Genomic DNA, 25,113 nt, shown 5'->3' with positions numbered 1-25,113 from the left:
CGACAAAATCAGCAAGCGATGGCATATGCCTTGCACCAACACAGGCATCAGCACTCATGCCAACGACGGGATGAGTGGAAGGACAATGGCGTCGTCACCCGGCTTTGCTTGCGCGAAGGCCTGGGACGACGTTTTTTTTGGAAGGTGTTTTGCCATGAATGAAACCACAGCGGGCCCTCTGGCCTGGGTCAACGGCAGCGATGCCCCGGAAAAGACCGACATCAACCTCGGTTTCATGGCCTTGAGCGATTGCGCCTCGGTGGTGGTCGCCGCCACTCAGGGCTTCGCCCAGCCCTACGGCCTGACCTTGAATCTCAAGCGCCAGTCTTCCTGGGCCAACCTGCGGGACAAACTGGTCAGCGGCGAACTCGATGCCGCCCACAGCCTGTACGGTTTGATCTACGCCGTGCACCTGGGCATCGGCGGCGTAGCGCCGACCGAGATGGCGGTGCTCATGGGCCTGAACCAGAACGGCCAGAGCATCAACCTTTCCCACGGTTTGCAGGCGTTGGGCGTGACCGGTCCTGAAGCACTGGACCGCCACGTGCACCAAACTCGCCCAAAACTCACCTTCGCCCAGACTTTTCCGACCGGCACCCACGCCATGTGGCTGTATTACTGGCTGGCGAGCCAGGGCATTCATCCGCTGCATGACGTCGACAGTGTGGTGGTGCCGCCGCCGCAAATGGTCGCGCACCTGCAAGCCGGGCGAATCGACGGTTTCTGCGTCGGTGAACCGTGGTCCGCCAGCGCCGTGAAACACAATCTCGGCTTCACCATGGCAACGACCCAGACCATCTGGCCCGATCATCCGGAAAAAGTCCTCGGCTGCACCCGCGCCTTCGTAGAGCAATACCCCAACACCGCACGGGCGCTGGTGAAGGCGATTCTGGAGGCCAGCCGCTTCATTGAAGAAAGCGTCGAGAATCGCCGCAGCACCGCGCAGTTGCTGAGCGCCCCCCAATACCTGGACGCGCCGCTCGACTGCATCGAACCGCGCCTGCTCGGCGACTACGCCGACGGCCTCGGCAACCGCTGGCAAGACCTGCACGCGCTGCGCTTCCATGGCGCTGGCGAGGTCAATCAGCCTTACCTGTCCGACGGCATGTGGTTCATGACCCAGTTCCGTCGCTGGGGTTTGCTGCGCGACGACCCGGACTACCTCGCCGTGGCCCGTCAGGTCCAGCAACTAGACTTGTATCGAGAGGCCGCCAGCGCGGTCGATGTCGATTCTTCGGCCAGGGAAATGCGCAGCAGCCAGTTGATCGACGGCAAAATCTGGGACGGCTCGGACCCGGCCGGGTATGCCCGCAGCTTCAAACTGCACGCCATGAGCGACAGCTCGCCCCTACTCGCCAGCCGCTGACAGGAGACTACGAACATGCTGCGTATCCTGCTGATCAACGACACCGCGAAGAAAGTCGGCCGCTTGAAGGCTGCCCTGACCGAAGCCGGATTCGAGGTCATCGACGAGTCCGGCCTGACCATCGACCTGCCCGCGCGCGTCGAAACGGTGCGTCCGGATGTGATTTTGATCGATACCGAGTCACCGAGCCGCGATGTGATGGAGCAAGTGGTGCTGGTGAGTCGAGACCAGCCACGGCCGATTGTGATGTTTACCGACGAACATGACCCCGACGTGATGCGTCAGGCGATCAAGTCCGGGGTCAGCGCCTACATCGTCGAAGGCATCCACGCACAACGCTTGCAGCCGATTCTCGACGTGGCCATGGCACGCTTCGAAAGCGACCAGGCCCTGCGCGCGCAACTGCACGCCCGCGACCAGCAACTGGCCGAGCGCAAGCGCATCGAGCTGGCCAAGGGGCTGCTGATGAAGATGAAGGACTGCAACGAGGAAGAGGCCTACACGCTGATGCGCCGCCAGGCCATGAGCCGGCAGCAGAAGCTGATTCAGGTGGCGGAGCAGATCATTGCGATGAGTGAGTTGCTCGGCTGAAGGACGCCTTCGCGGGCAAGCCTCGCTCCTACATAGGAATTGCGTTCGAACTGTAGGAGCGAGGCTTGCCCGCGAAAGGGTCGACCCGGTCTCGGACTGTTGGCACAAATCTCGCTAAGCAATCACTACAGGTAACCAACGGCGGTTGCCCCACCTACGACAAAGACGTCGCTCACCTCATTTGCCCATGGCGAATCGGGTGGCGGCGTTTTTTTTGTTTTGGCCCCACAGACCGGGGCCGGTGGTGCGGCCGTAGCGGCCCCCCACCTGCAAGCTCATGACTCCTTCTCGAGACGACTCACAGCTGAGGTGCGCGATGAATTCAAGCTTCTGGAAATCCGGCCATACCCCGACCCTGTTCGCGGCCTTCCTCTATTTCGACCTGAGTTTCATGGTCTGGTACCTGCTCGGCCCTCTGGCGGTGCAGATTGCCGCCGACCTGCACCTGACCACCCAACAACGCGGGCTGGTGGTGGCCACGCCGATTCTGGCCGGGGCCGTACTGCGCTTTATCATGGGCATGCTGGCCGATCGCCTGTCGCCAAAAACCGCCGGGCTGATCGGCCAGGTGATCGTCATCTGCGCCCTGTTCGTCGCGTGGAAGCACGGCATCCAAAGTTACGAACAAGCACTGCTGCTGGGCTTGTTCCTCGGCATGGCGGGCGCGTCGTTCGCCGTGGCCCTGCCGCTGGCATCGCAGTGGTATCCGCCGCAGCATCAAGGCAAGGCCATGGGCATCGCCGGGGCCGGTAACTCGGGCACCGTGCTGGCCGCGCTGATCGCTCCGGTGCTGGCCGCCGCGTTCGGCTGGAGCAACGTGTTCGGCTTCGCGCTGATCCCGCTGATCCTGACCATCATCGTCTTCGCCTGGCTGGCCAAAAACGCCCCTGAGCGGCCGAAAGCCAAGTCGGTGTCCGACTACTTCAAAGCCTTGGGCGACCGCGACAGCTGGTGGTTCATGTTTTTCTACAGCGTGACCTTTGGCGGCTTCATCGGCCTGGCCAGCGCCCTGCCCGGCTACTTCAACGACCAATACGGCCTGAGCCCGGTGACTGCCGGTTACTACACGGCGGCCTGCGTGTTTGGCGGCAGTTTGATGCGTCCTCTGGGCGGCGCACTGGCCGACCGCTTCGGCGGGATCCGCACATTGCTGGCGATGTACACGGTGGCGGCGATCTGCATTGCGGCGGTGGGTTTCAACTTGCCGAGTTCCTACGCGGCGCTGGCACTTTTCGTCTGCACGATGCTCGGCCTGGGTGCCGGTAACGGCGCGGTTTTCCAATTGGTCCCGCAACGTTTTCGTCGCGAAATCGGTGTGATGACCGGTTTGATCGGCATGGCCGGTGGCATCGGCGGCTTCGCCCTCGCGGCGGGCATGGGCGCGATCAAGCAAAGCACCGGCAGTTATCAACTGGCGCTGTGGTTGTTCGCCAGCCTCGGCGTCCTCGCCTGGTTCGGTCTGCACGGTGTGAAGCGTCGCTGGAGAACCACTTGGGGTTCGGCGGCCGTCACTGCTGCGCGGGTGTGAGGGCTGAATGAGCCTGCAACTGAGTTTTGCCGAAGCCAGCGCCATCGGTCCGCGCGAGGAGAACCAGGACGCCCTGCGCCTGGTGACGCCGGCCCCGGCACTGGCGGCGAGCAAGGGCTACCTGTTCGCCATCGCCGACGGCGTCAGCCAGTGCGCCGATGGCGGCCTCGCGGCACGTTCGACCTTGCAGGCGCTGGCACTGGACTATTACGCCACCCCGGAAACCTGGGGTGTCGCCCAGGCACTGGATCGTTTGCTGCTGGCGCAAAATCGCTGGTTGCAGGCCAATGGCGGTGGGCAACCGCTGTTGACAACCGTCAGCGCCCTGGTCGTGCGCGGCAGGCGTTTTACCTTGGCGCATGTCGGTGACTGCAGGGTTTATCGCTGGCACGCCGATCAATTGCAGCGGGTCACGGAGGACCACGTCTGGGATCAACCGGGCATGCAGCATGTGCTCAAACGGGCGCTCGGCCTCGATCAGCATCTGGTGCTGGATTTTCTCGATGGCGAACTGCGGCTGAATGAGCATTTCGTGCTGCTCAGCGACGGCATCTGGGCTGTGCTGGGCGACACCGCGATTGCGGCGATTCTGCGCGATCAACCGGATCTGCACAGCGCCGCGCAAACCCTGGTGAATGCGGCGCATCTGGCGGGCAGTCAGGACAACGCCAGCGCGTTATTGGTGCGGGTCGATGCCCTCGGTGAAACGAGCATCGGCGATGCGTTGATTCATGTGCAGCAATGGCCATTGCCGCCAGCGCTGAAACCGGGCCAGGCGTTTGAGGGCTGGCACGTCGAAGGAATACTCGGCCAGAGCCAGCAGTCGCTGCTCTATCGGGTGCGCGACGCACAGCAACAACCCTGGCTGCTGAAAACCCTGCCCGGCGCGTTGCGCGACGATCACCTGGCCGGGCAAGCCTTGCTGTCGGAGGAATGGTTTCTCAAGCGCGTGGCCGGCCGGCATTTCCCTGAAGTCCATGCCGCCAGCCAGCGTCAGCATTTGTACTACGTGATGCGTGAATATTCCGGCTCGACTTTGGCGCAACTGGCTGAGCGAACCACAACGCTGCCGCTGGCCCAATGGCAGGATCTGGCGGAACGTTTGCTGCGGGCGGTCGGGATGTTGCATCGACGGCAGATTCTGCATCGCGACATCAAACCGGAGAATCTGCTGCTGGGGGATGACGGCGAACTGCGGCTGCTGGATTTCGGCCTGGCCTACTGCCCTGGTCTGTCTGAAGATCAGGCATCAACCCTGCCCGGAACACCCAGTTACATTGCGCCGGAAGCTTTTCGCGGTGACGCGCCGAGCCCGCAACAGGATCTGTATGCGGCCGGCGTGACCTTGTATTTCCTGCTCACCGGGCATTATCCCTACGGCGAAATCGAAGCGTTCCAGCGTCCACGGTTTGGTGTACCGGTCAGCGCCAGTCGCTACCGCCCGGACCTGCCCGAGTGGATCGCACAAAGCCTGGAGCGCGCGGTGGCGGCGGACCCGGCGGAGCGATTCGAAACTGCGGAAGAATGGTTATTGGTGCTGGAACAGGGTGAACGACGCAGTTTGAGCGTACGGCCCCGGCCGCTGCTGGAGCGCGAGCCAGTGAAGGTCTGGCGGACGTTGGCGTTGGTGGCGCTGCTGGTAAATGTGGTGCTGCTGGTTTTGCTGTTTCGCGGCTAGACCGAGTCGCGCCCTTCGCGAGCAAGTTCGGCTCCTACAGGTTGCGGGTTGATCGACCTGTAGGAGCCGAGCTTGCTCGCGAAGGCGGACTGACAACCAACACAAATCCATCAGCAACCCGCTCCATTAGCGGGCACCACGCTTCGATTCGGTGCAGAAGCCCCCTTTGATTAAGCACTCCGAGCCAACAAAACCGGGTGTAGGTCAACTTGGCACAACCACTGCATTACCTCTCTCAACAGACATAAAGCCCAGCCTTCAACGATGAAGGATGCGCTTCCCGAGAGAACGGGACCAGGACAAAGGCGTCCTCGCTAGGCAACTAGCGGGACGCCTTTTTTTGTTTGCGCAAAATTTGTCGAGCACGACCTGAACGCCCTGTCGAGGCGGGTCCGAGCTCCCCGGAGAACCTGATGAAAAAACTAAAACTGGTGATGATCGGCAACGGCATGGCCGGGGTTCGCACCCTGGAAGAGCTGCTCAAGCTGAGCAACGAGCTGTACGACATCACGGTCTTCGGTGCCGAACCCCATACCAACTACAACCGCATCCTCCTGTCGCCGGTACTGGCCGGCGAGCAAACCTTCGAAGAGATCGCGCTCAACGACCTGGACTGGTACCTGGACAACAACATCAAGTTGCTGCTCAACCGCAGAGTCGTAGAGATCGACCGGATCAAACGTCGGGTCATCGCCGACGACGGCACCGAGGCCGAATACGACCGCCTGCTGATTGCCACCGGCTCGACCCCGTTCATCCTGCCGATCCCGGGCAACACGTTGCACGGCGTGATCGGCTACCGCGACATCGCCGACACCCAAGCCATGATCAACACCGCAAAAACCCACAAGCACGCGGTGGTCATCGGTGGCGGCCTGCTCGGCCTGGAAGCGGCCAATGGCCTGATGCTGCGCGGCATGCACGTCACCGTGGTGCACAACGGCGAATGGTTGCTGGAACGGCAACTCGACAGCGTCAGCGGCCGCTTGCTGCAAACCGCGCTTGAGGACCGTGGCCTGCACTTTCGCCTGCGCGAGCAAACCCAGGCCCTGCACGATGCCGGCAATGGCCGGGTCGGCTCGGTCGAGTTCAAGAACGGCGACCGCATCCCCGCCGACCTGGTGGTGATGGCCGCCGGCATCCGCCCCGCGACCGAGCTCGCGGAGCGCTCCGGCCTCCCGTGCAACCGTGGGATTCTGGTCAACGACACCCTGCAAACCTACGACCCACGGGTTTACGCCATCGGCGAATGCGCCAGCCATCGCGGCATCGCCTACGGCCTGGTGGCGCCGCTGTTCGAACAGGCCAAGGTCTGCGCCAATCATCTCGCACAGCTTGGCTTCGCCAGCTACAAAGGCTCGGTGACCTCGACCAAATTGAAAGTCACCGGCATTGACCTGTTCTCCGCCGGCGATTTCATGGGCGGCGAAGGCACCGAAACCATCACCCTTTCCGACCCGATCGGCGGGATCTACAAAAAACTGGTGATCAAAGACGACGTGCTGGTCGGGGCCTGCCTGTACGGCGACACGGCCGATGGCGGTTGGTATTTCCGGCAGATTCGCGAGAACCGGAATATCGACGAAATCCGCAATCACCTGATGTTTGGTGAAGCCATGCGGGAAGCCAGCTGATGAACCGCCAGATCACCGCCTCCACCTGTTGCTACTGCGGGGTCGGCTGCGGCGTGCTGATCGAGCATGACGGCGAGCGCATCCTCGGCGTCAGCGGCGATCCGGCCCACCCGGCCAATTTCGGCAAGCTGTGCAGCAAGGGCTCGACCCTGCACTTGACCGGCGACCTCGCGGCCCGAGCGCTGTACCCGGAACTGCGCCTGGGCAAAGGCCTGGCCCGCAGCCGCACCGACTGGGACACCGCCCTCGATCACGCCGCCAGCGTGTTCGCCGAAACCATCGCCGAACATGGCCCGGACAGCGTGGCGTTTTACATCTCCGGGCAGTTGCTGACCGAGGATTACTACAGCTTCAACAAACTGGCGCGAGCGTTGGTCGGCACCAACAACATCGACAGCAATTCGCGCCTGTGCATGTCATCGGCAGTGGTCGGCTACAAGCGCAGCCTCGGTGCCGATGCACCGCCATGCAGTTACGAAGACCTTGAGACAAGCGACTGCGTGATGATCGTCGGCAGTAACATGGCCTACGCCCACCCGGTCTTGTTTCGCCGCCTGGAAGAGGCCAAATCCCGCCGACCACAGATGAAAGTCATTGTCATCGACCCACGTCGTACGGATACCTGCGACTTGGCTGACCTGCATCTGGCGATTCTTCCCGGCACCGATGTCGCCTTGTTCCATGGGATTTTGTACCTGCTGCTGTGGGAAGACTGGATCGACCGCGACTTCATCGAGGCTCACACCGAAGGCCTGGCCGAACTGAAAAACCTGGTGCGCGATTACACGCCGCCAATGGTCTCGCAGCTGTGCGGGATCAGCGTTGAGCAACTGCAGCAATGCGCCGAGTGGGTCGGGACCTCGCCGAGCTTTCTGTCGCTGTGGTGCATGGGACTGAACCAGTCCACCGCCGGCAGTGCGAAAAACAGTGCGCTGATCAACCTGCACCTGGCCACCGGGCAGATCGGCCGTCCCGGCGCAGGACCTTTCTCCCTGACCGGTCAGCCGAATGCCATGGGTGGCCGCGAAACCGGCAGCCTGTCGAACCTGCTGCCAGGCCATCGCGAAGCGGCCAATGCCGAGCATCGCGCAGAAGTCGCAGCCTACTGGGGCGTGGATCAACTGCCGGAAAACACCGGGCTCACCGCGATCGAATTGTTTGAGCAGGTTCGTAACGGAACCATCAAAGCCCTGTGGATCGCCTGCACCAACCCCGCGCAATCGATGCCGGACCAGAGCGCCGTGCGCGAGGCGCTGCAAGCCTGCCCGTTCGTGGTGTTGCAGGAAGCCTTTCGCACCACTGAAACCGCCGCGTTCGCCGACTTGCTGTTGCCTGCTGCCAGTTGGGGTGAAAAAGACGGCACGGTGACCAACTCCGAACGGCGGATTTCCCGCGTTCGCCGGGCGATTGTCGCCCCCGGAGAAACGCGTTCCGACTGGGCAATTACAGTGGATTTCGCACAGCGCCTGGAAAAATACCTGCGTCCCGGACAACCCAGTCTGTTTGCGTTCGACACCCCGGCGCAGGTCTTCGATGAGTACAAACTCCTGACGCGCGACCGGGATCTGGATTTGTCCGGTATCAGTCATGAGCTGATTGATCGTCTCGGTCCACAGCAATGGCCGTTTCCCGCCGGCGCCCGTGAAGGGACGGCCCGACTGTATCGGGACGGAATTTTCCCGACCGCCAACGGGCGTGCCCGGTTCGTGGCCGATCCGTACCTTGCCGCCAAGGAACAACGCGATGGGCAATTCCCGCTGACCCTGATCACCGGCCGCCTGCGCGATCAATGGCACGGCATGAGCCGCACCGGCACTGCCGCGCAGTTGTTCGGTCATGTCAGCGAGGCCGTGCTGAGCCTGCACCCGGATGAATTGCATCGCCATGGACTGCAACCGGGAGAACTGGTCAGTTTGAAAAGCCGTCGCGGCGCGGTGATTGTCGCCGTCGGCAGCGATGACAGCGTGCGTCCGGGCCAGGCGTTTCTGCCGATGCACTGGGGCGACCGGTTCCTGAAGGGCGGGGTCAATGCGCTCACCCAACCGGCGTTCGATCCGTTGTCGAAACAACCGGAACTCAAACACAGCGGCGTACGAATCGACCCCGTGCATTTGCCCTGGAACCTTTTCGTACTGATTGAGGGCGATGTTCAACAGCATTTTGAGACGCTACGACCGCTCTGTGAGGCGTTTTCCTACGTCAGCCTCAGCCTCACTGGTCGTGAGCGCCCTGCGCTGCTCATACGCGCTGCCAGCGCCACAGCGCCAGATCCGCAATTGTTATGCGAAATCGACCGCTGCCTTGGGCTCAATGAAGGGCCGGTCCTGGCGTACGACGACCCACGGCGCGCCATCGGCAAACGGGTGCGGATCGAGCATGGCCGGATCACCGCGATTCGCCTGGCCGGTGAAACCCTCGCACAGCACTGGCTGCAGGACCTTTGGCAAGAAGGTCGCGCCGATGAACAACTGCGGCGCTGGCTGCTTGCACCGCTGAGCGCACCACCAGGCAACGCCACCACATCGGTTGCCGGCACTAAAACCCTTTGCAACTGCAAAAACGTCAGCCAAGGCGCGGTCTGTGCCGGTATCCGTCGGGGCCTGGATTTGCAGGGGTTGAAACAGGAATTGGGCTGCGGCACGCAATGCGGCTCGTGCGTCCCGGAAATCAAGCGTTTGCTGGCCGCCACGGCGCAGCCGATCGCCGTCATCTCGTGAGGAAAACACTATGAACGCAAAAGTCTGGCTGGTGGGTGCGGGTCCTGGTGATCCGGAATTGCTGACCCTCAAAGCCGTCAGGGCGCTGAGCGAAGCGGACGTGGTGCTGATCGACGACCTGGTGAATGGCGCCGTGCTGGAACATTGCCCGCAGGCGCGGGTCATTCCGGTGGGCAAGCGCGGTGGTTGTCGCTCGACGCCTCAGGCGTTCATTCATCGATTGATGCTGCGTTATGCCCGCCACGGCAAATGCGTGGTGCGGCTCAAGGGTGGCGATCCGTGCATTTTTGGGCGGGGCGGTGAAGAAGCGCAGTGGCTGCGCGAACGAGGGGTCGACGTGGAGCTGGTCAATGGCATCACCGCCGGGCTGGCCGGTGCGACGCAATGCGATATTCCATTGACCCTGCGGGGCGTGGCGCGCGGCGTGACGCTGGTCACCGCCCACACTCAGGATGGCAGCAGCCTGAATTGGCAAGCCCTGGCGCAAAGTGGCACAACGCTGGTGGTGTACATGGGCGTGGCGAAGCTCAGTGAAATTCGCGAGCAACTGTTGGCCGGAGGGATGGCGGCGGATACGCCGGTAGCGATGATTGAAAACGCTTCCCTGCCGCATCAACGGGAATGTCGGAGCGATCTGACAGCGATGGAGGAAGATGCCTGCGCCTTTGAGCTGAAAAGCCCGGCGATTCTGGTGATCGGTACGGTGGCGGCACGCTCTGAAACCTGTAGGAGCCGGCTTGTCTGCGGGCGGCGTTCCGACGATGATTCTGTGATCACCGCGGGGTGTCAGGCATAAAGCGTCATCGTTGACGACCATCGCCAGCAAGCCGGCTCCTACAGGTTTCAGTGATTCGCGGGATTCCAGTGATCCAGATGATTCGAAAACCCAAATCGCAGGCAAAGAAAAGCCCGGCCTAAGCCGGGCTTTTCTCAGAGCTGCGGGCTAATTACTTAGCTTGAGCTTCAACCTGCGCTTCTACGCGACGGTTTACAGCGCGGCCAGCGTCAGTTTTGTTGTCAGCAACTGGGCGGGATTCGCCGTAGCCAACAGACTGAACGCGGGACGATTCAACACCGTACTGGTTGGTCAGAACTTGCTTAACGGCGTTTGCACGACGCTCGGACAGTTTCTGGTTGTAAGCGTCAGGACCGACGTTGTCAGTGTGACCTTCAACAGTAGTGGTGGTGGATGGGTACTGCTTCATGAAGTCAGCCAGGTTCTTGATGTCGCCGTAGCTGTTGGTTTTAACAACAGATTTGTCGAAATCGAACTTAACGTCCAGCTCAACACGAACGACTTCGGCAACTGCTGGGCAGCCATCAGCGTCAACAGTTACGTTGGCTGGGGTGTCCGGGCACTTGTCAACGTTGTCGCAAACGCCATCGTTGTCGCTGTCGGAGCAGACTTCAGCTGGTGCTGGAACTGGAGCAGCTGCAGGCTTGGAGCCGCCACCGAAGTTCACACCGATACCGACGCTTGGAGCCCACTCGGTGTCACCTTGGTCGATGTTGTACTGAGCTTCAACGCCGGCACGGGCGTAGAAATTGTCAGTGAAGTACAGCTTGGCACCGCCGCCAACGTTGGCGAAGGTGGAACCGTTACGACCACCGCGATCGTTCTGACCGATGCTCTGATCGGAGAAGCCGGCCGAAACGTACGGACGCAGCATGTCGCCTGGGTTGTTGAAGTGGTACAGAGCGTCCAGGGCAGTGTTGGAGCCCTTGATGTTCTTGCCCGACTCGCTACGAACGTTGTGCACTTCGTCGTAGCCCAGACGCAGTTCAACGTCGTCGGTCAGGAAGTAACCAACCGAACCACCGAACAGGTTGCCGTCGTTTTTGAAATCGCGCTGGCTATCGTAATACTCTTTCTTTGCAAAGCCTTCGATTTCAACTGCGCCTTGGCCTTGTGCCAATGCGCCGAACGAAGTGGCCGCAATAAGAGAACCAATGGCCAAGCCCAAGGTGTTTTTCAGTTTCATCCGTTAAATCCCCATCTGGTGATTGTGAAGCAGTCCCGCAAACCGGGGGACAACTCGGCGGCAAGTCTATCAGAACTTGCCTACACGTAAGAGATATTTGCGCCGAACTAAGTTTCAGCAATGCCTGCAAATTTCTCACGCAATTTGTCTAGAGCGCGTTTGTAACGCATTTTTGTCGCACTCAAACCCATGTGCATGATGTCTGCGATCTCCTGAAACTCTAGCTCTGCGACAAATCGTAGCACCAGAATTTCACGGTCAATCGGGTTCACATACACTAGCCAGCGATCAAGCCCGCCCTTCTCCTCGGGTTTCGGCGCCTTTTCTTCAGACGCTTCCTCGAGGGGGTCCAGACTCAATGCGTCCATCAAGCGACGCTTTCGCCGTTCTTTCCGATACTGTGTGATGCACTCGTTGTACGTGATGCTATATAGCCATGTCTTGAACTTCGATTTACCTTCGAAGTTCTTCAAGCCATACAACACCTTCAACATCACTTCCTGACAGACATCGTCTGCATCGCGATCGTTCCCAAGATATCGTGCACAAACGTTAAATAATGTTCGTTGGTAACGGCGCATCAATTCTTCATAGGCGCGCGTTACGTGAAACAGCTCGGTATGCGAGCGCGCGACCAACTCCTCATCAGAGAGCTCGCGGGGGTCGTAGCGCGTGGAGAGCGATTGAGCTTTATTCAAAACAAGTCTGGCCGACAGTCAGGTCAATGTCCGCCGCAGCCCTTCAGGGCATTTTGCGGCGGCATACATTAGCAGGGTTTGCCGGGTTAGCGGCTACTCACATGCTGCTCCAGGAGAATCCGATTAGAGAGAGAGACTAGCTCACCCTCATCGGTCAGCAATGTGGTCTTAACCGTGCCGATCTCTTCGATCTGACCTTCGACCTCGCCAACACGCACTTGTTGCCCAACCTGATACAACTCACGCACATAGATTCCCGCAAGAATCTGACCGGCAATTTCCCGGCTTCCCAACCCCATGGCCAGCGCTACCGCCAGACCAACGGTAATCAAAACAATCACAATCACATGGTTGAGCAGGTCAGTCTTGACCTCCAACTGGCTGATTGCGACCGAAATACTGATGATAATCACCAGGCCCTGGGCAATTCTCCCCAGCCCGGCGGCGTAATCCAGCCCTACGCCCTCTGCCGCACCCCGCACCAGCCCATTGGCCAGTTGTGCCAGCAAAACACCTACCAGCAGCACCAGCGCGGCGCCAAACACTTTCGGCAAATACAGCGCAAGCATGTCCAGCGTAGCCGAAACTCGCTCAAGTCCAAGCGATTCTGCTGCAGAAACCAGAAAAATCAGCAAAACGAACCAATAGACAATTTTGCCTATCAGCGTCGAAATCGGCACTTGAAGGCCAGCCCGGGACAGCAATTTCGTCAGACCGGTGCCGCCCATCAAGCGGTCGAGACCGAGCTTGGCGAGCAACTTGGACAGCAAAGTATCCAAAAGTTTCGCCACGACGAAACCCAACAGCAGCACGACCAGTGCGCCGAACAGGTTCGGAATGAAATTCGCAACCTTGGTCCATAACGCAGTCATTGCAGTGACGAGGCTCTGAGTCCAGAGATCAAGTTCCATATTCAATCAGCCTTATCAGCAGTGCGAACGGTAGGTTTACGGTGACGGGAAACCGGCGAGACGTGAGCCGATCCGTTGTTCAAGGCAATCATCAGCGCGGGCAACCAGCGGCCCAGCAGGCTGAACAGATCGCCCGCGCCGACCTGGCGGTTGGCGGTTTTCAGGACGCGCCCAAGACACGCATCGTCGTCGCGGGTAGACGGCGAAGCGTTCAGCATGTCACGCAAAGACTGTTCAAACGGATCGTGCATACGCACCTCTCGTGATGTCTGTGAAAGACGCGGTCAAATTTACCCGGGTCACATGGCGCATCGTCATACCCAGCGCAAACGTCGGAATAACCACCACTGCCCCAGTGCCACCGAGATCATCATCAGGCAGGCAATCAGGAAGCCATACGGGCTGGCAGAGAACGGAATACCGCCGACGTTGATACCCAAAAGACCGGTCAGAAAACTCATCGGCAAAAAGATTCCGGTGATGATCCCGAAGCGGTACATCGTGCGATTCATGCGCACGCTCAAACGCCTGTCCTCGGCCTCGAGGACCAGCCCCACCCGCTCCCGGGTCAATTCCAGCTCCTCGAGATAGCGGGTCAGGCTGTTGTTCAATTCGTTCCAGTAGTCGCCGTCATCTTCGACAAACCAGGGCAGTTTTATCCGGGTCAGTTGCCCGAAAATATCCCGCTGCGGTGCCAGGAAACGTTTCAGCGCAGCAGCCCTGCGACGGATCTGCAAAATGGAGTCATGCTCGGGTGAATACCGTTCGTCGGCATCCAGTTTTTCTTCTTCCTCATCGACCACTTCCGAGAGGCAACTGACCAGATCCTGCACTTTGTTGGTGAGGTACTGGGCCATATAAAGGATCAGTTCGGAGGCGGTCTTCGGCCCCTTGCCTTCCGCGAGCTGCACCAGCAACTCGTCGGTGGCGCGCAATGGACGCAGGCGCAGGGAAATAACCCGCTGTGCCGAGGCGAAGATCCGCACCGAGACCATGTCTTCCGGCTCGGCCCCGGGGTTGAGGTTGACCCCACGCAAAAATAGCAGCAGTTCGCTGTCGGAAAGCTGTAGAAGACGCGGACGGGTGTTCTCTTCCAGCAGCAGATCACAGCTGAATTCGCTCAGACCGCTGGATTTGCGCAGCCAGGTCTGGGTTTGCGGGTGACTGCGATCCCAGTGCAGCCACAGGCTTTCATGGGCCTGAAGCTGCAAGTCATCGAGTTCAGTCCGGGCTATCGAACGCGCGCCGCCTTTACCATCCAGCACCAGGGCATGCACCAGCCCCCACTGCGCGTTTTCTTCCTCGAACATCCTCACCCCTTCGGTTGGTGCAACGCTTATTCAGGCATCTTCAGCGGGCTTGGCGAGATGATCACGCCATTATTGTCCGCATAAATGTATTCGCCTGGACGGAACGTCACACCGGCAAACGTCACCACAACGTTGAGGTCGCCAATGCCACGTTTGTCGGTTTTCATCGGGTGACTGGCCAGGGCCTGAACGCCCAGATCAGTCTGCGCGATGACATCGACGTCGCGGATGCACCCGTAGATCACCATCCCTTCCCAACCGTTTTTAGCGGCTTTCTCGGCGATCATGTCGCCCAGCAGCGCGCGACGCAGGGAACCGCCACCATCGACCACCAACACCTTGCCATTACCCTTGAGTTCGGCTTGCTCCTTGACCAGCGAGTTGTCTTCGAAGCACTTGATGGTCACGATTTCGCCGCCGAAGGAATCACGGCCGCCGAAATTGCTGAACATCGGTTCCAGCACCTGTACCAGTTCCGGATAGGCGTCGCACAGGTCAGGCGTGAGGTAATGGTTCATCGAGAAACTCCTGTAAAGAGGAAGACAATCGAGGATGTCGCAAAGTGACCAGAAAAGCTCAATGCGTCATATCTTAGCCGCAAGCCGATCAGAGCGGAATGCCCTTGATAGAGCATCGGGCTCAGACTGCCGAGGCCAAATCCGCTTTTTCACCGAGCAAAGGCGTGTGCTGGTCCGACAGCCAACGCGCCACCAACGGCCAGACTTCGGCTTGAGCGGCTTTGCTGACCAACATTTCCACGTGACCGAAATTGTCGCCAAAGCCCTGCTCACGGCCAAGGTTGATGAATTGCTTGTGCTCTGAACCGATCTGATCAAACAACTTGCGGCACGCCCACGCTGGATCCTGATGATCGCTGACGGCACTCACGGCCAACACAGGGCTCTGAACGTCAGCCAATCCGGCCCACCAATCCTTGTCGGCATCACCAAAACGCCCGAACAGGCCATACCAACGCATGCTTTCCAGGGCCAGGCCAATCGGCTCGTCCTCTGGGCCGCGCTTGAGCCGTGAACCGGACAGTTGGGCGAAACGCTTGAGAATGAAGCGCCCGCTCCACTCCACCGGCGGAATTTTCAACGGCCAATAGGTGCGGCTGACTTGCGTACCGAAGAATGCCGCAGACGCGACGACCGGTTCACCGATGTACCCGCCACCCAGGGCTGCCGCCAGGGTAATGCCACCCAGCGAGTGACCGATCCAGTGCGGAACCTGGCCGCTCTGCTCGCGCACGAACGCGCCAATGGCCGGCAGATCGTAACGAGCGTAGTCGGCGACGCGGTTCTTGCGATAATTCTGGTTGCGCTGGGACAGGCCATGACCGCGCATTTCCGCGATCCACACATCAAATCCCAGACGCGCCAGATAAGCGCCCAACCCCAGGCCTTTTGGGGAGAACCAGAAGCGCCGATTGGAAAAGCTGCCGTGCAACAGAATCACCGGCACACCACCGTGCGTGGGCGCGTCCGCCATGCCCAGACGGGTCACGGCCAGTTCCACGGTGCCGTCAGGGCTGTTGCCGGGTTTCAAACGATAGACGTCTTCGCTCAGATCGCCGCGCCGCTCGGCGCTGATCAGGGCGACAGGAAATAGGTTGCTGCTGCTTTGCATAGTCTCTTGCACAAAAAAGGGCGGCATCCAGAGGAGCCCGCCCTACTTCAATCTCTTAAAACGGCCACCCCCTGTAGGAGCACAGCTTGCTGGCGATGGCGATTTTGAAGACGCCATCGCGGGCAAGTCGGATCGCCGCACCGCTTGCTCCTACAGTGAGCGAGCCGTTCCCACACCATCAAGCCGAAGCTTGACCTTCAGCCAGGAAGAACCAGGTTTCCAGTACGGAATCGGGGTTCAACGAAACGCTTTCGATGCCCTGCTCCATCAGCCACTTGGCCAGATCAGGGTGGTCCGAAGGACCCTGACCGCAGATACCGATGTACTTGCCCGCCTTGTTGCACGCGGCAATGGCGTTCGCCAGCAGCTTCTTGACCGCAGGGTTACGCTCGTCGAACAGGTGAGCGATGATCCCGGAGTCACGGTCCAGGCCCAGCGTCAGCTGAGTCAGGTCGTTGGAGCCGATGGAGAAACCGTCGAAGAACTCAAGGAATTCTTCCGCCAGAATCGCGTTGGACGGCAGTTCGCACATCATGATCACGCGCAGACCGTTGTCGCCACGGGCCAGACCGTTTTCGGCCAGCAGGTCGACGACCTGGCTCGCTTCGCCCAGGGTACGGACGAACGGCACCATGATTTCAACGTTGGTCAGGCCCATCTCGTTGCGCACACGCTTGAGGGCGCGGCACTCGAGTTCGAAGCAGTCACGGAACGATTCGCTGATGTAACGCGAGGCGCCACGGAAGCCCAGCATCGGGTTTTCTTCTTCCGGCTCGTAAAGCTTGCCGCCGATCAGGTTCGCGTATTCGTTGGACTTGAAGTCCGACAGACGCACGATGACCTTTTTCGGATAAAACGCAGCCGCCAGCGTGCTGATGCCTTCGACCAGTTTCTCGACGTAGAAGCCGACCGGATCGTTGTAACCGGCGATGCGCTTGTCGACGCTGTCCTTGATTTCCTGCGGCAGGCCGTCGTAGTTCAACAGCGCTTTAGGGTGCACACCGATCATGCGGTTGATGATGAATTCCAGACGGGCCAGGCCCACACCGGCGTTCGGCAGTTGCGCGAAATCGAAGGCGCGGTCCGGGTTGCCGACGTTCATCATGATCTTGAACGGCAGATCCGGCATGGCATCCACGGAGTTTTTCTTGATGTCGAAGCCCAGCTCACCTTCGAAGATGTAACCGGTGTCGCCTTCCGCGCAGGAAACGGTCACGCCCTGGCCGTCTTTCAGCAGTTGGGTGGCGTTGCCGCAACCGACCACGGCCGGAATGCCCAGTTCGCGAGCGATGATCGCCGCGTGGCAGGTACGACCGCCACGGTTCGTGACGATGGCGCTGGCGCGCTTCATGACCGGTTCCCAGTCCGGGTCGGTCATGTCGGAAACCAGCACGTCGCCTGGCTGGACTTTGTCCATCTCGGACACGTCCTTGATGATGCGGACCTTGCCGGCGCCGATGCGCTGGCCGATGGCGCGACCTTCAACCAGCACGGTGCCGGTTTCTTTCAACAGGTAGCGTTCCATGACGTTGGCCTGGGTGCGGCTCTTCACGGTTTCAGGACGGGCCTGAACGATGTAGAGCTTGCCGTCGTCGCCGTCTTTGGCCCATTCGATGTCCATCGGGCACTGGTAGTGCTTCTCGATGATCATCGCTTGTTTGGCCAGTTCGCTGACTTCGGCGTCGCTCAGGCAGAAACGTGCGCGATCGGCCTTGTCGACGTCGATGGTCTTGACCGACTTGCCGGCCGTGGCGACTTCGCCGTAGATCATCTTGATGGCTTTGCTGCCCAGGTTGCGACGCAGGATGGCCGGACGACCGGCGGCCAGCGTGCCTTTGTGGACGTAGAACTCATCCGGGTTCACCGCGCCTTGTACGACGGTTTCACCCAGGCCGTAGGCGCCGGTGATGAACACTACGTCACGGAAGCCCGATTCGGTATCGAGGGTGAACATCACGCCGGCAGTGCCGGTTTCGGAGCGGACCATGCGCTGCACGCCAGCCGACAGGGCGACCAGCTTGTGGTCGAAGCCCTGGTGCACGCGGTAGGAGATCGCACGGTCGTTGAACAGCGAAGCGAACACCTCTTTGGCGGCGCGAATGACGTTTTCGACACCACGGATGTTCAGGAAGGTTTCCTGCTGACCGGCGAAGGAAGCGTCCGGCAGGTCTTCGGCGGTAGCGGAAGAACGCACGGCCACGGCCATGTCAGGGTTACCGGCCGACAGCGTGGCGAACGCGGTGCGGATCTCGGTGTTGAGCTTCTCGGGGAACTCGGCTTCCATGATCCATTGACGGATCTGGGCGCCGGTCTTGGCCAGGGCGTTGACATCATCGACGTCCAGGGCGTCGAGGGCGGCGTGGATCTGATCGTTCAGGCCGCTCAGTTCCAGAAAATCACGATAAGCCTGAGCTGTCGTGGCGAAGCCACCGGGCACCGATACACCGGCACCTGCAAGGTTACTGATCATCTCGCCCAGGGATGCGTTCTTGCCCCCCACATGCTCAACATCGTGTTTGCCGAGCTTATCGAGGGAAACTACGTACTCTACCAAGGTGATCTCTCCACTAACTGTGTTGGAAAAGCTCAGAAGCCGGCGCTCGAAAGGAGCATTTGCCGGCTGTATGGCCTGGACCTGGAAAATAAGTGAGAATGCGGGCCACTCGAGGCCGGCAAACCGCGCCTATCATATCCAAGATTCGTCACTAGCTTAAGGCCCAAGGTGCAAATGAAACGATCTGCTTTCTTTATCTCCGATGGCACCGGCATTACCGCCGAAACCCTGGGTCAAAGCCTCCTGGCGCAGTTCGAAAACATTACCTTCAGCAAATTCACGCGCCCGTACATCGACAACGTGGATAAAGCGCGGGCCATGGTACAACAAATCAACAAGGCCGCCGAAACCGACGGCTTCCGGCCGATCATATTCGACACCATCGTCAATCAGGACATTCGTGAGATCCTCGCGACGTCCAATGGTTTCATGATCGACATTTTCTCGACTTTCCTGGCACCGCTTGAACAGGAACTGACCGAGCATTCTTCCTACACTGTCGGCAAGTCTCACTCTATCGGTGGCAACTCCAATTACATGGAACGCATCGAGGCGGTGAACTTTGCCCTCGACAACGACGACGGTGCGCGCACGCATTATTACGACAAGGCCGACCTGATCCTAGTGGGGGTGTCGCGTTGTGGTAAGACACCGACGTGCCTGTACATGGCGATGCAATTCGGCATCCGCGCGGCCAACTATCCGTTGACCGAAGACGACATGGAGCGCCTGACGCTGCCAAACGCCCTGCGCGCCCACCAGCACAAGTTGTTCGGACTGACCATCGACCCGGACCGCCTGACCGCGATCCGCAACGAGCGCAAGCCCAACAGCCGCTATTCGAGCTACGCGCAGTGCGAGTTTGAAGTGCGCGAGGTGGAGAATCTGTTCCGCCGCGAGAATATTGCGCACATCAACTCCACGCATTTTTCGGTGGAAGAGATTTCGGCGAAGATTCTGGTGGAGAAAGGTGTGGAGCGGCGGTTCAAGTAGCTCTTTAGCGCCCTTCAGGCCGCCTTCGCGGGCAAGTCGGATCGCCGCACCGCTCGCTCCTACAGGATGTCCGCCCCTGTAGGAGCGAGGCTTGCCCGCGAAGAACGATTACACGGTCTCTGTTATTGCTCCGTTCAACGCTTCAAACCCTCGAATCAACAATCCATCATCCCCCGCCGAATTACACACACTCGCCCGAATGAACTGCGGCACCGCCCCGTGCCCGACCGCAAACGCCTCGGCGGTGGCGACCAGGTAATTGTTCTCCTTGAGCTCCGCCGCAATCTGCGACGCCCGCCACGGCTCGGGCACTTCGATCCAGAAGTGCGGGCTGTCGGGATGGGTTTTGTACGCCACGCCCTCCAACACCCCACAGACCAACGCCTTGCGCCGACCGATCTCGACAATCTGCTGAGCCAGCAACTGCGCCGCACTGCCGTTTTCGATCCAAAGGCTCGCCACCTCCAGCGCCAACGGACTGGCCATCCAGCACGTTCCGCGTACCGCTGCGCTCAAGCGCCCGATCAACGGTTGCGGCGCATGCAGATAACCGACGCGCAACCCCGCCGAAACCGCTTTGCTCAGGCTGCCGATCAACACCGAGCGCTCCGGGGCGAAATAACTCAAGGGTAACGGTCGCTGTCGAGCCAACACCGCGTGGGCTTCATCCTCAAAGATCAGCAGATTGTGCTGCCGACAGACCTCGGCAATCGCCTCACGCCGTGGGACGGACATCACCGCCGCCGTAGGATTCTGGATCGTCGGCGTGCAGTACAGCGCCGACACACGATGGTTGCGGCAAACGTCTTCCAGCGCATCCGGCATCAACCCTTCGTCATCCATCGCGACGCCGATCAGTTTGATCCCAAGCATGCGTGCAACGCTGATCAACCCCGGGTAAGTCAGGTGTTCCGTGACCACGGTATCGCCCGCCTTGAGCAACCCCATCAAGGCACATAACAGACCGTGCTGGCCGCCGTTCACGCATACGACCTGCTCGGCATCCGGCACAAATTGCAGGTGCCGCAACCAGTGCGCGCCCGCCGCACGATGGCGTAACGATCCGGCATCGGCGGTGTAGCCGCTGATGCTCTGCAAGGCATCGGGATCGAGCGCCAACGCCTGCAAGCTCTGGCTTAAAAGCAGTGCTTCCTGCCCCGGAATCGGTTGATTACGGCTCATGTCGAAACATGCCTGCGGCTCTTCGCTGACATTGCGAAAGCCAGCATCGCGCTGACGTTCCATCCCGCGCTGACGCACGTAAGTGCCATCTCCTACGCGAGCGACCACCCGCCCTACGCGTTCGAGTTCGCCGTAAGCACGGCTGACGGTGCCAATGGTCACGCCGAGGCTGTCGGCCAACAGCCGATGCGGCGGCAGTTTGCAGCCGGGCTCGATCACGCCTTCCACGATCGCTTTTTCCACGGCGTCCGCCAGGCGCTTGTACTTCACGCCCAGTCCGTTGACGAGCCCGTCGCGCAGGATTGACACCATGGCAATACTTACTTTGACACTCATTTAAGTCCCGAATAGCGTGCTTAAAACAGGTTCAATCAGGGATAGACCTTTTGCAGATGCAGGTCAATTCCGACAACAAAAAAGGAACTCGATCATGTCCATCGCTCTCAGCGCGAATTCAAGCACTGGAAAACCCTGGTTAGCCGCGCTGATCACCAGCGTCCTGTTTCTGATCGTGTGCCTGAGCTGGGGAACGACATGGCTCGGGATCAAGATTGCGGTTGAAACGGTGCCACCGCTGACGGCCGCCGGGCTGCGGTTCCTGATCGCCTTTCCGTTGTTCCTTGTTTTCGCCCTCATCCGTCGTGAGCCGTTGATGTTCCCCAAGGAAAGCCGCTGGTTTTTCCTGTTCGTGACGCTGTCGTATTTCAGCCTGCCGTATTACTTGCTCAATTACGGCGAGATGCACGTTTCATCAGGCCTGACAGCCCTGCTGTTCAGTTGCATGCCGGTGTTCATCCTGGTGTTTTCTGCGCTGTTTCTGCGGGAAAAAATCTACCCGTCACAAGTGCTCGGCATTGCCATCGGCTTCGGCAGTCTGTTCATGATTATTCGCAGCCAGGGATTGCATCTGGACCACGCCGAACTGTTCGGCGTGCTGGCGATTCTCTGTGCGGCGGTGATGCATGCGTTGTGTTACGTGGTGACCAAGAAACACGGCTCGGCGATCAGCGTGATTACCTACAACACGCTGCCGATCGGCATTGCTGGCTTGATGCTGTTTGTCGCGGGGCTGAATGTCGAAGCGCCGGTGTTCGATGGGATCAGCCTGCGTTCCTGGGGCGCCCTGCTCTACCTGGGGCTGGTGGCGTCGGTGGGCGGGTTTATCGTTTATTTTTTGCTGCTCAAGCGGTTGAGCCCGATCATTTTGTCGTTTGTGTTCATCATTTTTCCGGTGTTCGCGGTGGTGATCGGCGCTTGGTATGAGGGGCAAAGCCTTTCGCGAGAGTTGATGATCTATTCGGCGATTCTGTTGACCGGGTTTGCGATCACCAAATTGCCGCTGGAAAAATGGCTGACACGGACCTTGTAGGAGCCAGGCTTGCCGGCGAAGGCGTCCTTGAGTGCGCCTTCGCCGGCAAGTCGGATCGCCGCACCGCTGGCTCCTACAAGGGGTTCCGTCAGATTACGAACAGGTCCATGAAGCGGTTCACCGGTGTGGCTTCAAGCGCTGCCTGATCCTTGCACAAGGCAAAAATCTCGGCACTGCGCTGGCCGGTGAAGCGTGTCGCCAGGTTGGCTTTGAACTTGTCTTCCAGCAACGGAATGCCATCGGTGCGGCGACGGCGATGGCCGATCGGGTATTCCACCACCACGTTCTCGGTGCTGGAGCCGTCCTTGAAAAACACCTGAATCGCATTGGCGATCGAGCGTTTGTCAGCCTCCAGGTATTCGCGGGTGAAGCGCGGGTCTTCGACGATGACCATTTTCTCGCGCAGCACATCGATGATCGGGTGCGCCGCGTGGAACTCGTCTTCGTAATGCTCGGCCACCAGATTGCCAAACGCCAGCGGCACGGCGGCCATGTATTGGAGGCAATGATCGCGGTCCGCCGCATTGGCCAGCGGGCCGACCTTGGAGATGATGCGGATCGCCGACTCGTGGGTGGTGATGACGATTTTGTCGATTTCGTGCAGGCGATTCCTGACTTGCGGATGCAAGGTGACAGCGGCTTCGCAGGCGGTTTGTGCGTGGAATTCGGCCGGGAAGCTGATCTTGAACAGCACGTTTTCCATCACGTAACTGCCGTACGGACGGGAGAAACTGAACACACGTTTGCCTTCAGGTTTGAGCGCCAGGTCGTTGTTGCTGTGACTGAACAATACGTCGTAGAAGCCCCACTGTTTGGCGGTCAATACGCCGGGGATGCCCATCTCGCCACGCATCGCGATATCGGCCAGACGCACGCCCCGGCTGGAGGCATCGCCCGCCGCCCAGGATTTGCGCGACCCGGCATTCGGTGCATGCCGATACGTGCGCAACGCCTGACCATCAGCGAAAGCATGGGACAACGCCGACAGCAACTGCTCGCGATTGGCGCCCATGAGTTTGGCGGTGACGGCGGTCGAGGCAACTTTCACCAGGATGACGTGATCGAGGCCTACACGGTTGAAGGAGTTTTCCAGCGCAATCACGCCTTGAATCTCATGGGCCATGATCATCGCTTCGAGTACGGCGCGAACGGTCAGCGGCGCATCGCCATTGGCCAGGCGCTTCTGCGACAGGTGATCGGCCACCGCAAGAATGCCCCCGAGGTTATCGGAGGGATGTCCCCATTCGGCGGCGAGCCAGGTGTCGTTGTAGTCGAGCCAGCGCACGATGCAGCCGATGTCCCAGGCGGCCTTGACCGGGTCGAGACGGTAGTTGGTGCCCGGCACGCGAGCGCCGAACGGCACGACGGTGCCTTCGACAATCGGGCCAAGGTGCTTGGTGCATTCGGGAAAGCGCAGGGCCAGGAGGCCGCAGCCCAAAGTGTCCATCAGGCAGTTGCGGGCGGTGTCGAGGGCTTCTCTGGATTCGATTTTGAAGTTGAGGACGTAGTCGGCAATGTCCTGCAGGACCGTGTCGTAGTCGGGGCGGTTGTTCAGGTCGACGTTGGTGCTCATGTTCGATTCACTCGTAAAGTGGTTCGTTGATGGGACCTCGGTTCAGGTAAATCACATTCTTATAATTGAAATGCGGTCCCCTGTAGGAGCCGGCTTGCTGGCGATTCAGACGACTCGGTATGTCAGGCAGACCGCGTTGACGGGATCGCCAGCAAGCCGGCTCCTACAGGGTTCGGTGTCGGGTTAGAAGGCGTCGCCAGGTATGCGCACGAAGCCTTCCATCAGCACCCGCGCACTGCGGCTCATGATGGCTTTGTTGACGGTCCACTCGCCGTTCACCTGGCTGGCTTCAGCGCCTACGCGCAACGTGCCGGACGGATGGCCGAAGCGCACAGCGTTGCGTTCGACACCACCCGCTGCAAGGTTTACCAGCGTGCCGGAAATGGCGGCAGCAGTGCCGATAGCCACCGCAGCAGTGCCCATCATCGCGTGGTGCAACTTGCCCATCGACAACGCACGCACCAGCAAGTCGACGTCACCCGCAGCAATCGCTTTACCGCTGGAGGCAACGTAATCCGCCGGTTTGGCCACGAAGGCAACCTTGGGCGTGTGTTGACGTTTGGCCGCTTCATCCAGATTCGAAATCAGCCCCATGCGCAACGCGCCATACGCACGAATGGTTTCGAACATCGCCAGCGCTTTCGGATCACCGTTGATGGCGCCCTGCAACTCGGTGCCGGTGTAACCGATGTCTTCGGCATTGACGAAGATGGTCGGAATACCCGCATTGATCATGGTCGCCTTGAAGGTCCCGACGCCGGGCACTTCGAGGTCATCCACCAGGTTGCCGGTCGGAAACATCGAACCACCGCCGCCCTCCTCTTCTGCCGCCGGGTCCATGAATTCGACCTGCACTTCGGCCGCCGGAAAGGTCACGCCGTCGAGTTCGAAATCACCGGTTTCCTGTACTTCACCGTTGGTGATCGGCACGTGGGCGATGATGGTCTTGCCGATGTTGGCCTGCCACACGCGCACCACCGCCACACCGTTGTGCGGAATGCGGCTGGCATCGACCAGCCCGTTGCTGATGGCGAACGAACCGACCGCTGCGGACAGGTTGCCGCAGTTGCCGCTCCAGTCGACGAAAGGTTTGTCGATGGAGACTTGGCCGAACAGGTAATCGACATCGTGATCAGCCTTGATGCTTTTCGACAGGATCACGGTTTTGCTGGTGCTGGAGGTCGCACCGCCCATGCCGTCGATTTGCTTGTCGTACGGGTCGGGGCTGCCGATCACCCGCAACAACAAGGCATCGCGCGCCGGGCCTGGAACCTGTGCGGCTTCGGGCAAGTCTTTCAGGCTGAAAAACACGCCTTTGCTGGTGCCGCCACGCATGTAGGTGGCGGGGATTTTGATTTGAGGTGCGTGAGCCATTGGTGCTCCTTCAAAGCGGACACG

19 protein-coding genes and 1 pseudogene are annotated in these 25,113 nt (G+C 60.0%); 9 read left to right on the top strand and 11 right to left on the bottom strand.

Annotation, left to right across the window (positions count from 1 at the left end; translation table 11 throughout):
• Positions 1 to 154 precede the first annotated feature (154 nt).
• From IB245_RS01855 to cobA, 7 genes and pseudogenes are all read left to right on the top strand, one after another.
• Entirely contained in the window at positions 155 to 1,366 is a 1,212-nt protein-coding gene (locus tag IB245_RS01855) for a CmpA/NrtA family ABC transporter substrate-binding protein (protein WP_008027389.1), read from the top strand.
• A gap of 15 nt (positions 1,367 to 1,381) precedes the next feature.
• Positions 1,382 to 1,957, top strand: a complete 576-nt coding sequence (locus IB245_RS01850) for an ANTAR domain-containing response regulator (RefSeq protein WP_008027390.1) — start codon at positions 1,382 to 1,384, stop codon at positions 1,955 to 1,957.
• Between the two features lie 316 nt (positions 1,958 to 2,273).
• The gene (locus IB245_RS01845; RefSeq protein WP_008027395.1) at positions 2,274 to 3,485 is read left to right on the top strand and encodes a nitrate/nitrite transporter; all 1,212 of its coding nucleotides are present in this window, start codon (positions 2,274 to 2,276) and stop codon (positions 3,483 to 3,485) included.
• 7 nt (positions 3,486 to 3,492) lie between these two features.
• Positions 3,493 to 5,163: a bifunctional protein-serine/threonine kinase/phosphatase gene (locus tag IB245_RS01840; protein ID WP_192226232.1), complete on the top strand. Its 1,671-nt coding sequence runs from the start codon at positions 3,493 to 3,495 to the stop codon at positions 5,161 to 5,163.
• Positions 5,164 to 5,576: 413 nt separating this feature from the next.
• Positions 5,577 to 6,776 (top strand): annotated as a pseudogene (locus tag IB245_RS01835) (NAD(P)/FAD-dependent oxidoreductase); the annotation flags it as partial.
• Positions 6,777 to 6,796: 20 nt separating this feature from the next.
• Positions 6,797 to 9,514: a nitrate reductase gene (locus tag IB245_RS01830; protein WP_192226228.1), complete on the top strand. Its 2,718-nt coding sequence runs from the start codon at positions 6,797 to 6,799 to the stop codon at positions 9,512 to 9,514.
• Between the two features lie 10 nt (positions 9,515 to 9,524).
• Positions 9,525 to 10,310, top strand: a complete 786-nt coding sequence (gene cobA / locus IB245_RS01825; RefSeq protein ID WP_192226226.1) for a uroporphyrinogen-III C-methyltransferase — start codon at positions 9,525 to 9,527, stop codon at positions 10,308 to 10,310.
• 151 nt (positions 10,311 to 10,461) lie between these two features.
• On the opposite strand, the gene IB245_RS01820 is transcribed toward cobA, so the two are convergent.
• The 8 genes from IB245_RS01820 to ppsA all read right to left on the bottom strand — a co-directional run bounded on the left by IB245_RS01820 (position 10,462) and on the right by ppsA (position 18,598).
• Complete coding sequence (locus tag IB245_RS01820) at positions 10,462 to 11,496, bottom strand: OmpA family protein (RefSeq protein ID WP_008027405.1); 1,035 nt, start codon at positions 11,494 to 11,496, stop codon at positions 10,462 to 10,464.
• A 107-nt stretch (positions 11,497 to 11,603) separates the two neighbouring features.
• Positions 11,604 to 12,194 (bottom strand): RNA polymerase sigma factor SigX, encoded by a 591-nt coding sequence (gene sigX / locus IB245_RS01815; RefSeq protein ID WP_017337463.1) that lies wholly within the window; start codon positions 12,192 to 12,194, stop codon positions 11,604 to 11,606.
• A gap of 86 nt (positions 12,195 to 12,280) precedes the next feature.
• On the bottom strand, positions 12,281 to 13,105 hold the full coding sequence (locus IB245_RS01810; RefSeq protein WP_008027407.1) for a mechanosensitive ion channel family protein: 825 nt from the start codon (positions 13,103 to 13,105) through the stop codon (positions 12,281 to 12,283).
• A 2-nt stretch (positions 13,106 to 13,107) separates the two neighbouring features.
• Positions 13,108 to 13,356: a hypothetical protein gene (locus IB245_RS01805; protein WP_007944521.1), complete on the bottom strand. Its 249-nt coding sequence runs from the start codon at positions 13,354 to 13,356 to the stop codon at positions 13,108 to 13,110.
• 63 nt (positions 13,357 to 13,419) lie between these two features.
• A complete protein-coding gene (locus tag IB245_RS01800) occupies positions 13,420 to 14,415 on the bottom strand; it encodes a zinc transporter ZntB (protein WP_008027409.1) in 996 nt (331 codons plus the stop codon).
• 26 nt (positions 14,416 to 14,441) lie between these two features.
• Positions 14,442 to 14,933 carry a ribonuclease E activity regulator RraA gene (rraA, locus tag IB245_RS01795; RefSeq protein ID WP_008037775.1) on the bottom strand — a complete coding sequence of 164 codons (492 nt, stop codon included), beginning with the start codon at positions 14,931 to 14,933 and terminating at the stop codon, positions 14,442 to 14,444.
• Between the two features lie 121 nt (positions 14,934 to 15,054).
• The gene (locus IB245_RS01790) at positions 15,055 to 16,044 is read right to left on the bottom strand and encodes an alpha/beta fold hydrolase (RefSeq protein WP_192226224.1); all 990 of its coding nucleotides are present in this window, start codon (positions 16,042 to 16,044) and stop codon (positions 15,055 to 15,057) included.
• Between the two features lie 178 nt (positions 16,045 to 16,222).
• Positions 16,223 to 18,598: a phosphoenolpyruvate synthase gene (gene ppsA / locus IB245_RS01785; RefSeq protein ID WP_008027416.1), complete on the bottom strand. Its 2,376-nt coding sequence runs from the start codon at positions 18,596 to 18,598 to the stop codon at positions 16,223 to 16,225.
• A gap of 174 nt (positions 18,599 to 18,772) precedes the next feature.
• On the opposite strand from ppsA, the gene IB245_RS01780 reads away from it, so the two are divergent.
• Positions 18,773 to 19,591 (top strand): pyruvate, water dikinase regulatory protein, encoded by an 819-nt coding sequence (locus IB245_RS01780; protein ID WP_008027418.1) that lies wholly within the window; start codon positions 18,773 to 18,775, stop codon positions 19,589 to 19,591.
• Positions 19,592 to 19,699: 108 nt separating this feature from the next.
• Here IB245_RS01780 and IB245_RS01775 read toward each other — a convergent pair whose 3' ends face one another.
• Positions 19,700 to 21,109 (bottom strand): PLP-dependent aminotransferase family protein, encoded by a 1,410-nt coding sequence (locus tag IB245_RS01775; protein WP_192226222.1) that lies wholly within the window; start codon positions 21,107 to 21,109, stop codon positions 19,700 to 19,702.
• Between the two features lie 94 nt (positions 21,110 to 21,203).
• Between IB245_RS01775 and IB245_RS01770 the strand changes: the two genes are divergently transcribed.
• The gene (locus IB245_RS01770; RefSeq protein WP_192226220.1) at positions 21,204 to 22,142 is read left to right on the top strand and encodes a DMT family transporter; all 939 of its coding nucleotides are present in this window, start codon (positions 21,204 to 21,206) and stop codon (positions 22,140 to 22,142) included.
• Positions 22,143 to 22,230: 88 nt separating this feature from the next.
• Here IB245_RS01770 and prpD read toward each other — a convergent pair whose 3' ends face one another.
• On the bottom strand, positions 22,231 to 23,715 hold the full coding sequence (gene prpD / locus IB245_RS01765; RefSeq protein ID WP_192226218.1) for a 2-methylcitrate dehydratase: 1,485 nt from the start codon (positions 23,713 to 23,715) through the stop codon (positions 22,231 to 22,233).
• Between the two features lie 183 nt (positions 23,716 to 23,898).
• Positions 23,899 to 25,089 (bottom strand): 2-methylaconitate cis-trans isomerase PrpF, encoded by a 1,191-nt coding sequence (prpF, locus tag IB245_RS01760; RefSeq protein ID WP_192226216.1) that lies wholly within the window; start codon positions 25,087 to 25,089, stop codon positions 23,899 to 23,901.
• Between the last annotated feature and the right edge of the window lie 24 nt (positions 25,090 to 25,113).

The sequence above is a fragment of the Pseudomonas sp. PDM02 genome, assembly GCF_014852285.1.
GTDB classification, from domain to species: domain Bacteria; phylum Pseudomonadota; class Gammaproteobacteria; order Pseudomonadales; family Pseudomonadaceae; genus Aquipseudomonas; species Aquipseudomonas migulae.
The sequence above is the reverse complement of the archived record's forward strand: the minus strand, read 5'-3'. Positions and strand labels throughout refer to the sequence as shown.

Excerpts from the sequence above, each read along its gene's own strand:
- IB245_RS01810 (WP_008027407.1), bottom strand. The coding sequence starts at position 13,105 with ATGGAACTTGATCTCTGGACTCAGAGCCTCGTCACTGCAATGACTGCG.
- prpD (WP_192226218.1), bottom strand. The coding sequence starts at position 23,715 with ATGAGCACCAACGTCGACCTGAACAACCGCCCCGACTACGACACGGTC.
- IB245_RS01775 (WP_192226222.1), bottom strand. The coding sequence starts at position 21,109 with ATGAGTGTCAAAGTAAGTATTGCCATGGTGTCAATCCTGCGCGACGGG.
- rraA (WP_008037775.1), bottom strand. The coding sequence starts at position 14,933 with ATGAACCATTACCTCACGCCTGACCTGTGCGACGCCTATCCGGAACTG.
- IB245_RS01820 (WP_008027405.1), bottom strand. The coding sequence starts at position 11,496 with ATGAAACTGAAAAACACCTTGGGCTTGGCCATTGGTTCTCTTATTGCG.
- cobA (WP_192226226.1), top strand. The coding sequence starts at position 9,525 with ATGAACGCAAAAGTCTGGCTGGTGGGTGCGGGTCCTGGTGATCCGGAA.
- IB245_RS01845 (WP_008027395.1), top strand. The coding sequence starts at position 2,274 with ATGAATTCAAGCTTCTGGAAATCCGGCCATACCCCGACCCTGTTCGCG.
- IB245_RS01790 (WP_192226224.1), bottom strand. The coding sequence starts at position 16,044 with ATGCAAAGCAGCAGCAACCTATTTCCTGTCGCCCTGATCAGCGCCGAG.
- IB245_RS01770 (WP_192226220.1), top strand. The coding sequence starts at position 21,204 with ATGTCCATCGCTCTCAGCGCGAATTCAAGCACTGGAAAACCCTGGTTA.
- IB245_RS01855 (WP_008027389.1), top strand. The coding sequence starts at position 155 with ATGAATGAAACCACAGCGGGCCCTCTGGCCTGGGTCAACGGCAGCGAT.
- IB245_RS01805 (WP_007944521.1), bottom strand. The coding sequence starts at position 13,356 with ATGCACGATCCGTTTGAACAGTCTTTGCGTGACATGCTGAACGCTTCG.
- IB245_RS01800 (WP_008027409.1), bottom strand. The coding sequence starts at position 14,415 with ATGTTCGAGGAAGAAAACGCGCAGTGGGGGCTGGTGCATGCCCTGGTG.
- IB245_RS01840 (WP_192226232.1), top strand. The coding sequence starts at position 3,493 with ATGAGCCTGCAACTGAGTTTTGCCGAAGCCAGCGCCATCGGTCCGCGC.
- prpF (WP_192226216.1), bottom strand. The coding sequence starts at position 25,089 with ATGGCTCACGCACCTCAAATCAAAATCCCCGCCACCTACATGCGTGGC.
- IB245_RS01850 (WP_008027390.1), top strand. The coding sequence starts at position 1,382 with ATGCTGCGTATCCTGCTGATCAACGACACCGCGAAGAAAGTCGGCCGC.
- IB245_RS01830 (WP_192226228.1), top strand. The coding sequence starts at position 6,797 with ATGAACCGCCAGATCACCGCCTCCACCTGTTGCTACTGCGGGGTCGGC.
- IB245_RS01780 (WP_008027418.1), top strand. The coding sequence starts at position 18,773 with ATGAAACGATCTGCTTTCTTTATCTCCGATGGCACCGGCATTACCGCC.